Annotated in this window: 6 protein-coding genes; 5 read left to right on the top strand and 1 reads right to left on the bottom strand. The window is 46.2% G+C overall.

The genetic code is table 11. The features are described 5' to 3' along the window. On the top strand, window positions 1-224 hold a 224-nt coding region (locus tag PKH29_11685; GenBank protein ID HNX15498.1), incomplete at its 5' end, for a GNAT family N-acetyltransferase. 163 nt (window positions 225-387) lie between these two features. Here the strand turns inward: PKH29_11685 and PKH29_11680 are convergent. Then, window positions 388-1,593 (bottom strand): helix-turn-helix domain-containing protein, encoded by a 1,206-nt coding sequence (locus PKH29_11680; GenBank protein ID HNX15497.1) that lies wholly within the window; start codon window positions 1,591-1,593, stop codon window positions 388-390. A gap of 193 nt (window positions 1,594-1,786) precedes the next feature. Here PKH29_11680 and PKH29_11675 point away from each other — a divergent pair, with 193 nt between their 5' ends. The 4 genes from PKH29_11675 to PKH29_11660 all read left to right on the top strand — a co-directional run bounded on the left by PKH29_11675 (window position 1,787) and on the right by PKH29_11660 (window position 9,774). Then, the gene (locus tag PKH29_11675) at window positions 1,787-4,225 is read left to right on the top strand and encodes a glycoside hydrolase family 3 C-terminal domain-containing protein (protein ID HNX15496.1); all 2,439 of its coding nucleotides are present in this window, start codon (window positions 1,787-1,789) and stop codon (window positions 4,223-4,225) included. Then, the gene (locus PKH29_11670; protein ID HNX15495.1) at window positions 4,222-6,069 is read left to right on the top strand and encodes an MFS transporter; all 1,848 of its coding nucleotides are present in this window, start codon (window positions 4,222-4,224) and stop codon (window positions 6,067-6,069) included. Before PKH29_11675 ends, PKH29_11670 begins: the two co-directional genes overlap by 4 nt. After that, on the top strand, window positions 6,066-8,708 hold the full coding sequence (locus tag PKH29_11665; GenBank protein ID HNX15494.1) for a family 78 glycoside hydrolase catalytic domain: 2,643 nt from the start codon (window positions 6,066-6,068) through the stop codon (window positions 8,706-8,708). Before PKH29_11670 ends, PKH29_11665 begins: the two co-directional genes overlap by 4 nt. A 115-nt stretch (window positions 8,709-8,823) precedes the next feature. Continuing rightward, on the top strand, window positions 8,824-9,774 hold the full coding sequence (locus PKH29_11660; protein ID HNX15493.1) for a sialate O-acetylesterase: 951 nt from the start codon (window positions 8,824-8,826) through the stop codon (window positions 9,772-9,774). Window positions 9,775-10,011: the final 237 nt, after the last annotated feature.

The following is a 10,011-nucleotide window of genomic DNA, read 5'->3' as shown; positions in this document are numbered from 1 at the left end:
GTATTTCTCCTATTTGGATTATGTCTGAATACAGGGATAACGGATACGCACAGACGGCTATGATGGAAATCGAGAAACTATATGGATCCGATTATTGGTGCCTCGATACGATTCTGCAGGAAAAAGAGAATCTTTATTTATTTGAAAAATTGGGATACCATCAGACTGGAAAGGTTGAGTATATAAAGGATGGAATGGATATCGAATTCTACGAGAAAAATTAAGCCGACCTTAATTACCGGATTATTTCAGCTTGCTGATCGATGTTTGGATGATATGTTCCTTTTTACAGATAAATCAAATGGAATGTTCCCTGTTAAGTGGACATTCAAAGTGGGGTCTAGGGGCATATTGAGACGTTAGCCCCAAAAAAACTCAGCTCACTGATCACGCTCTGTTGTGCTTTTCTTTATATTCGCCCGGCGCACAGCCGGCATACTTTTTGAATACTCTTGTAAAATGGCTTTGTGAGGAAAAACCGAGATAATTGCCGATGGCTGAAAGGGTTTTATCGGTATAGCGGAGGAGGCGTTTTGCCTCTTCCGTTTTTTCTTTTAATATAAAATCGGTCAATGTCACGCCGGTTTCTTGCTTGAAACGTTTTGAGAGATACGGCCGGCTGACAAACAATTCATCGGCGATTTGCTCGGTTGTAATCGCTTCAGACATATGGTGCTGAATGTAATTCGCTACATCGACGGTAAATCTGCCCCGGCGCTTACCGAGTTGAAGACGTTCGACATGTCCGGTATAATCGAGAATCATATGGTATTGGAGATTCATAATTTTGTCCGGATCATTCAGTAATTCGCACTTTTGAATGTATAGATCGCTGAGCGTAAAGGCGTCATCAATATCCATTCCGCCGCGGATAGCGGCACGGGACGCAAGCGTTGCGGATACGATAAAAGTATTTTTGTAGTGGCGAATTTGATCGGGAGCCAGAATACCGGGGCGAATCGCCGGGGCCGAGTTCACCCACTCTTTAAGCGAAGCACTGTCACCGCGGCGAATAATATCGGTCAGCTTTTGCTCAACAGAAAGTGAGTTGTGAGATATCGTGGCTCCGCTTTCGGCGATTTTGTCTTCTTCACGTGAAAGCAGTTCCGATTCGATTTGTTTTTTCAACATTTTCTGCTCATCATCGAAAATCGTAATATCATCAAGACCGAGTTTTTCGCCGTTTAAAATATAGTTGACAGTGCACAGCGTTTGAATAATGCTCTCATATGGCATATTCGTGATACTTTTCATTCCTGCAATAAAAGTATCCGCATCCTCGCCGGTAAGATCGCATTTGAACGCCATCTCACGCAGGATGCTCGCGGGGGCTTTCACTTGCCTTGACGGGCCAATGATGATTTTCGCTCTTCCCGAGTTAATCACTCCGTATAAGTAAAAGAAAGAAGTGATGTAATACCCGACATGTGCTGTGATTTCATTCAGCTTTCCGAGCGCAAGACAAATCGGGTCCTTTGGCAGCTCGATAATGGAATGATAAAATATGAGTTCGCCGCCGTCATAAACGCGGATCGGTATCCCGGTCAGATTTCCCATTGCCGTGCAAATATAATTTAAATCTATGTTATCCATGCCGGTTCCTCCAAACAGTTACAATTATATCAAATTACATACAAATATGCAATACCCGGGTTGAATAATATGATAAAAGATATATAGACACGGGGTACAGATATAAAAAGAGCAGTTCCTCGATAAAAAGTGTTCAACGCTTTGAAATATCTCCCGGTATTTAAAGAAAATTAAAAAGAAAGAAGAAAAAGCAGTGAAGGAAAAACTGTCTGAACTGACAACAGAGGAAAAAGCGGCGCTTCTTGCGGGAACCGATTTTATGCATACAAATTCGATCCCGCGTCTCGGTATCCCTTCGCTTAATATGGCGGACGGACCGCACGGTCTGCGTAAGCAAACGAGCACACAAGCCACAGACAACGGCGCAAGCGTACCGGCGACATCATTTCCGACAGCCGCAACGGTTGCATCAAGCTGGAATCCGGATTATTCATATGAAATCGGATGTGCGATTGCAAAAGAATGCCGTCATTACGGTGTAGATATCCTGCTCGGCCCCGGAATCAATATCAAACGCAGTCCGCTCTGCGGCAGAAACTTCGAGTATTTCTCGGAAGATCCGCTTCTTGCGGGGAAAATGGGAATTGCGGAAGTCCGCGGTGTGCAAAGTGAAGGTGTCGGCGTATCGGTGAAACATTTTGCTCTGAATAACAGTGAAAACTTCCGCAACCTCGGTGATAGTGTTGCCGATGACCGCGCTTTGAGAGAAATTTATCTGAAAGCGTTTGAGATGGTGGTAAAAGAAGCAAAGCCGTTCACGCTGATGTGCGCTTATAACAAAATCAATGGCGAATACTGTTCGGAAAACGAGTGGCTTCTCACTCGAGTGCTTCGGCGCGAATGGGGATTTGACGGAGCGGTGATGAGTGATTGGGGTGCGACGCATGACCGTGTGAAGGGCGTTGCTTCGGGACTTGATCTCGAGATGCCCGGCGATACCGATATCTGCCGGAAATGGATCACAGACGCGGTAAAGAGTGGAGATCTCGGCAAAGAAGCCCTTGATTCGGCGGTTGGGCATGTTCTTGCGCTGATAGAAAAATGCAGGGCGAAAAAGGAAACCGGGACGCCTGCCGACTTTGATGCGCATCATATACTTGCAGCTGAAATCGCAGCGGACAGCGCCGTTCTTTTGAAAAATGACGGTTCGCTGCCTCTTTGTAAAGACAAGCAAATATTCATAGCCGGCGATCTTTTTTGCAAAATGCGTTATCAGGGCTCGGGCAGCTCATTGGTTAACCCGACATCCGTAACCTCACCGAAAGATGCCTTTGACAAGCGGAATATTAGATATTCCTTTGCAAAAGGATATTCGGAAAATAAAACCGAACCCGAGAACGATTTGATTGCCGAGGCAATACGCAAAGGAGAAAAATTTGAACGGGTCTTCGTTTTCGCGGGACTCACCGATACTGTTGAGAGCGAAGGCTTCGACAGGCCGAACATGCGTCTGCCGGATAATCAGATTTCTTTGATTGAAGCGCTTGTCAAAACCGGTAAAAAGATTAATCTCGTTTTATTCGGAGGCGCTCCCATTGAACTGCCCTTTGCCGATGACGTGTCGTCTGTTTTGATGATGTATCTTCCGGGGCAGAACGGCGGTGAGGCAACCGCAAAACTTTTGTTCGGCGAGGCGGTGCCGAGCGGGAAACTCGCCGAGACCTGGCCGCTTACATCCGACGATGTACCTTACAGCGATGCATTCGGAAAGAGCGCGCTCGAGGTCTATAAGGAAAGCATCTTTGTCGGATATCGTTATTACACAACCGTAAAAAAGAAAGTCCGTTACGCGTTCGGATTCGGACTTTCATATACGACGTTCGAATACAGCGAACTGCGTGTTGTCCGTGCAGGCTCAAAGTTTACGGTGAGCTGCCGCATCATGAACACAGGCGAACAGGCGGCAGCCGATGTAGTGATGTTATTCGTGAAAGCTCCGGGGACCGATGTGTTTAAACCCGAACACGAACTCCGCGCATTTCAAAAAGTGTTCCTTGAAGCGGGAGAAAGCCGTGTCATTTCAATGGAACTGCCGGTATACGACCTTCGCTTTTACCTCATTAAGGAAAAACGATGGGTACTCGAAAGCGGTGAATATGAATTCCGGATTTGCTCCGATTCGGAAACGGTTCGCCTTATTCAGACGGCTGCCATTGAAGGTGAATCCATTCCCGCGCCATATTCCGAACGGGTAACGAATGCATATTCCGGCGATGTTTCCGGGATATCCGATGAAATATTCGAAGAAATGAGCGGATTGAAAATCTCATCGTTCCCACCTTCTAAACTGATTTCCGTTGAAAGCCGCTTTTCCGATTTAAATCAAACCGTTATTGGCAGGATATTGTATTCTGCTGTCTTATCAGTGGCAAAAAATCAGCTGAAAAAAGCAAAAAAGTTCCCCGAGGGAACAGAACGCGACAACAAGATCAAAAGTGCGCTTTTCTTAGAGAGAGCTCTTGATTCAAATTCGCTCATATCCATGTCGATGTCGTCGGGCAAAGCGTTTCCGTATCATTTCGCACAAGGATTTGCGGCAGCAGCGAACGGACATCTGATCAAAAGCATCAAAAGTTTCTGCACCGGTGTAAAAGCACCGAATCTGCCGAAAGATGAGGAAAAAATAAAATGACAGGCAAACTGATTGAAAACAGGCTGCTTACAAGCCGAATCACTTCCAAAAATGTGTCCGGCAAAGAAAAATGGCTCGGGTATCTGCTCGGGCCAAGCGGAGCATTACTGCTCAACGCGGTTCTCGGAACGTATTTAAACGTGTATTACACAGATGTTTTGAACCTGACCGTCGTCTGGGGCGGTGCGTTTTTAATCATTTTCCCGATTGTTTCAAAAATTATTGATGCAATCACAAATATCATCATGGGATACATTATCGACCGCACCCATACAAAACAAGGGAAAGCCCGTCCGTGGATCCTTCTTTCCGCACCGCTGATGGCACTGACGGGAATTTTGCTATTTACCGTACCGGGCGGAAACATCACCGTTCAGGTGATTTGGGTCATGGTCTCATATAACCTGTTTTATTCGTTAGCTTACACGATTTTCAACATGAGCCATAATTTGATGGTTCCGTTGTCAACCCGAAATGTCACTCAGCGCGGCGGTCTCTCGGCATTCAATCAAATCTCGACAATTATGATGAGCGGCATCATTGTGGCATTGATTTTTCCGATGGTGCTCATGCCTTTGGTCGGCATCGATAAGCCGCTTTGGATCACGGTCATGTCTGTTCTTTCAATTCTCGCCCTGCCTCTCACGCTGCTTGAATATTATTACACCAAAGAACGCGTAACGGCGGAAAATACGGACTCGGCGGAAAAGAAAATTAAGTTTGCTCTTCAGCTGAAAATCATTTTTACCGATAAATACATGCTGATTATCTTCGTGTATTTCCTGATCTGGACTGTCGGGACGTGCCTGAAAAACCTCGGACTTGTCTATTACTGCAATTATGTCCTCGGAACATACAATGACGGTATTACACAGATGCTTGTTTCGGTCATCGGAGGTGTGCCGATGGGAATCGGCATCTTTGCCGTATGGCCGCTCGCAAAAAAGTTCGGCAAGCGCAATGTAACTATGTGGGGTTTCGTTTTGTATGCGATCGGCAGTCTGATCTGCTGGATTTTTCCCACAAATTTGACGGTTGTTCTGATCGGTCAGTTTATTAAAAATATCGGGGGATTACCGTGCGCATACGTTTTCTTTGCTCTTTTTGCGGATTCACTTGACCATATCGAGTGGAAGAGCGGTATCCGCTGTGACGGCCTTTCAGTCTCGGTCTATAGTACAATCGCCGTAGCGATGGTCGGTATTTGCACAGGGATATTCAACGCCCTGCTTGCCGGCACGGGATATATTGCGCCTTCAATCGATGCAAGCGGCGCAACTGTTGCCGCCGCACAGAGTGCCGGCGTAAAAAGTGCAATCACTTTCTCGTTCGTCGGGCTCGAAGTGTTCACCGGTATTATTCTTGCAGTTCTTCTGGCATTCTTATCCGTAGAAAAAACGATTGTTCGCAAACAAGCGGAAATCCGTGAGCATCAGAAAGCGGCATGCCTTTCACGCGGTGAGGAATGGGTGGAGCCCGAAGAAAGATCTGCCCTCGAACAGGCACGGTTCGATCAGGAAGCGGAAGAAGCATACCGGGTTGAACTGGAAGAGAAGTGTGCGAGAAAAGGGCTTGATTATAAATCGGCACTTGCGGCGCATATCGAAAAGGACTCAGCAGCTAAAGCAAAAGCAGAAAAAAAGAAAAAATCCGCAGAAGATAAGCAAACCGAGAAAAATAAAATTGCCGCCGAAAAGTCCGCCAAAAGAGAAGCAAAAATGACGCCTGAACAGAAAAATGCACGCGAAATCCGTCTGGCGAAAGACGAGGCATTCTGGCAGAAGGAGAAAAAATCCGGTGACGTTTATCGTGCGAAGATTGCGGCCCGGCTTTCCGGTAAATGACAATGATTAAAGCAATCGATCTTAAAACTGAATATCTGATCAACCCCATAGGCATTGACATTCCGCATCCGCGTCTTTTCTGGAATGTTTCAGGGGCATTGCGTCAGACGGCTTACCGCATTATTGCAGTAACAGACGGCACGGTTGTATGGGATAGCGGAAAAGTCATGTCAAACTCCATGCGTACCGTTTATCAACCGGAGCTATGCTCGCGCGATCGCATTGAATGGACAGTCACGCTTTGGGATGAAAACGATCATGAAGGAGAAAGCGCAGCCGCGTTCTTTGAAACCGGGCTTCTTTCTCCGGAGGATTGGAAAGCAAAATGGATTCGCGGGGATTATCGCGTCAGTAAAAAATACCGCTATCCGAACGATCATTTCAAAAAAACGTTTCAAGTAAACCAAATAAGCCGGGCACGTTTGTATATCACTGCCTGCGGAGCTTATGAGCTTCGCATCAACGGCAGCCGCATCGGTGATTTTGTATTGGCGCCGGGGCATACCGATTACCGTAAACGCATCCAGTACCAGACTTATGATGTGACCGGCAGTATTCGCTGCGGCGAAAATGTAATCGAAGCCGAACTTGCGGACGGTTGGTACAGAGGAGCGCAGGGGGCCTGGGGACATACATACCTTTACGGCAAAGAAACAAAGCTGCTTGCCCAACTCGAGATAACAGACGCGGAATCAAATATACAGCTGATCTATTCCGATCATACCTGGAAATGGAGCGGGGACGGACCGCGTCTTTTCGCTGATCTCAAAGAAGGCGAATACGTCGATGCGGGAAAAGGACCAAGCTATCGGGGTTTTGCGAAAGAGGCGGCATTAAAAGCAAATCTTTCCGCATCAAACAACTTTCCCGTTATGAAGCATGAGACATTTACGCCGAAGCTGATGATTACGCAAAGCGGAGCAAAAGTGCTCGATTTCGGGCAGAATCTGTCGGGGTTCATCGGCTTTCGAGTTTTTGCAAAACAAGGTCAGCGTATCTTTCTCCGTATGGGCGAACTGCTGGATGGTAATAGTGAATTTACGCAGGACAATATTCAACTTGCAACGCACAAAGACAAACCGCTGAACAGGCATGTCTCATTTTGCAGAAACGGGCTTGTTAAAAACATCGGACAATTTTCAAAGGGGAAAGTAACGCCGCTTCAAATGCTTGAATTTGTCTGCCGTGAGGGTGAAAACAGATACGAGAGTAAGTTCGCGCTGTATGGCTTCCGTTATGCTCTGGTAGAAACGGATGTGAGTTTTTCTTCGAGTGATTTCTACTCGGCGGCAGTATATTCGGATTTTGAACAAACGGGCTTTTTTAAATGTTCAAATACGCTTATTAACCAATTTGCGGATTGCACCCTCTGGTCTGAAAAAAGCAACAGCGCCGACGTCCCGACCGATTGCCCGACCAGAGAACGCTCGGGGTGGACGGGCGACAGTCAGATCTTCTTTGAAACAGCAAGCTTTTTCACCTCATACCAGCCTTTTGCCCGAAAGTATATGCGTGATCTGTTTGACCGCCAATCAAAATACGGAAAGCTCCATCAGATCGTGCCGAAAGGCGGCGAAGACTTTTGGATGACCACCATGAATGGTTCTGTCGGTTGGGCGGATGCAGGCGTCCTGATACCGTACCGTATGTGGAAGAAGTACGGAGACGACCGCATCATCAAAGAAAACTACAGTGCGATGAAACGTTACGCTCTTTTTATGATCAAGCGCGCAGGCCGATACTCACTGCTGTCCAAACCGATTCGTCTTTCTAAAAAGAACAGAAAATATTTAGTGAATTGCGGTCAGTCCTACGGTGAATGGGCTGAGCCGAGTAATGTACAGGCGTTTTCAATCAAAGATTTTATATTCCCTCATCCGGAAGAATCAACGGCATACACCGCTTTTGTGATGAAGCATATGGCGGAGATTGCAAAATATCTCGGAAAATACGATGATAAAAAGCTATACGAAAGTTATGCAGAGGGATGCGAAAAAGCATATCGGGAATTGATCACAAAAGCCGGTTTTTCACTTGATACAAACCGGCAGGCAAAACTTGTCCGACCGCTGTATATGCATTTACTTGATGATGAAACAGGTGCTTACGCAAAAGTACGTTTGCTGAACGCTCTTGAAGCCTGCGGCTGGCGCCTCGGAACCGGCTTTTTATCAACACCGTTCATCCTCGACGTACTCGCCGATATCGATATCGAATACGCCTATCGGCTTCTCGAAAACGAAGAATGCCCGGGGTGGCTCTTTATGCCGAAGCAAGGAGCGACGACGGTATGGGAGGCGTGGGAAGGCAGCTCCACGCCGTCACACGGTATCGCTTCGCTCAATCATTATTCCAAAGGCGCCGTTTGCGAATGGCTGTTCAGAAGTGTTTGCGGGATTCATATGAACAGTGAGAATCATTTTGTGATTTCGCCGAAGCCGGGCGGGACGCTTGCATGGGCAGAGGCTGCGTATCGAAGCATATACGGAACCGTTTCCGTGCTGTGGAAAAGAAAAGGCCAAAGTATTTCTTTATCTGTGTCATTGCCCCCAAATACAACCGCCGATGTGGTCTTGCCGAACGAAACAAGATTCATCGATACGCCGGATGAGCACATATTTGAATATAACTGCAGTTAAGTGTGTACGGACCCCTTCCGCTTTATGAAATTCAGGTGTATACTGTAAGCCTATTAATTTAAAGAGAGGCAATTTTGAAATGAAGCTCAATCCGTTGTTTTGCGACGGCGCGGTAATGCAATGCGAAAAGCCGGTTCGGGTGTTCGGAACAGGAAAAGGAACTGTTTCTGTTTCTTTTATGAACGAATCCAAAACCGTAGAATCTTTTGAAGAGAACTGGTGTGTGGAACTCGGAAGTCATCCGGCAAGCGGGCCCTATACAATGGAAATCGATTTAAACGGCAGCAAAACGACACTGCATGACATCATGATCGGTGAAGTGATTTTATGCTCCGGCCAATCCAACATAGAGCTTAAAATATCGGAAGCCAAAGATGACTTTGTTTACGAAAGCAACCCTTTACTGCGTTTGTTTACTGTGAGACGGCCGGAAGAAGGGGAGTATTTTACTGACGAGTGGGTATTTTGTGAAAAAAGTAAAGTACAGCACTGGTCCGCAATCGCTTATCACGTCGGACGAATGATCCGAAAGGAAAAGAATTGTGCGGTAGGCGTTATTGCTTGTTACCAGGGCGCATCGGTGATACAGTCTTGGACGGATGAAAATTTGCTTTATGCATCGGAATATAATTTACCCGCAGAAGTAAAGCATCAGGATCACCGCATTTATCCGTGGAACGGAGACGGGTTTCTTTTTCGTACAATGTTTCAAACTTTAGTCCCTTATTCACTGCGCTGCGTGATATGGTATCAGGGGGAAAGCAATACTTCTGTTGCGGAAGCATCCATATACAACCGGCTTTTATCTTTAATGGTTTCCGTCTGGCGCGAACAGCTGAAAGATAAATGCCTGCCGTTTGTGATTGTACAAATCCATACATTTGACTTAGGCGCCCCGGGTTGGAAAGAACTGCAAAACGCTCAAATCCGGGCGACCAAAGACATACCGGTTACCATTCCGGTCATCAGTATTGACCTAGGGGAACATGAAAAAATTCATCCTGTATTCAAAATGCCCGTTTCAGAACGGATATTTCAGGCTGTGAGCTCTTTAATCCGAGAATGATACAGTAATAGCATTATCACCCGGGACTTGAATTCCAACGGGAACTGTTCTCAAAAATGTATATTGGAAATGTTCGATTGTTGGATAATGAAAAGTAAGATTTATAAGCAGCAAATCGGTTGTCAGGAAAAACAAACCGTCTATTTTTTTGTAATTCGCCAAAGGACTTCATTAGAATAGGTTTATTGTTTATTCACACCAGAGTTCCCTTAAGGTTTCGACGGCTTTTCTGACGAG

The organism is Oscillospiraceae bacterium (assembly GCA_035353335.1).
Taxonomy (GTDB): domain Bacteria; phylum Bacillota; class Clostridia; order Oscillospirales; family JAKOTC01; genus DAOPZJ01.
This window is presented reverse-complemented; position numbering and strand designations above follow the sequence as displayed.

Coding starts and splice junctions, on each gene's coding strand:
- PKH29_11680 (HNX15497.1), bottom strand. CDS start 1,593: ATGGATAACATAGATTTAAATTATATTTGCACGGCAATGGGAAATCTG.
- PKH29_11670 (HNX15495.1), top strand. CDS start 4,222: ATGACAGGCAAACTGATTGAAAACAGGCTGCTTACAAGCCGAATCACT.
- PKH29_11665 (HNX15494.1), top strand. CDS start 6,066: ATGACAATGATTAAAGCAATCGATCTTAAAACTGAATATCTGATCAAC.
- PKH29_11660 (HNX15493.1), top strand. CDS start 8,824: ATGCAATGCGAAAAGCCGGTTCGGGTGTTCGGAACAGGAAAAGGAACT.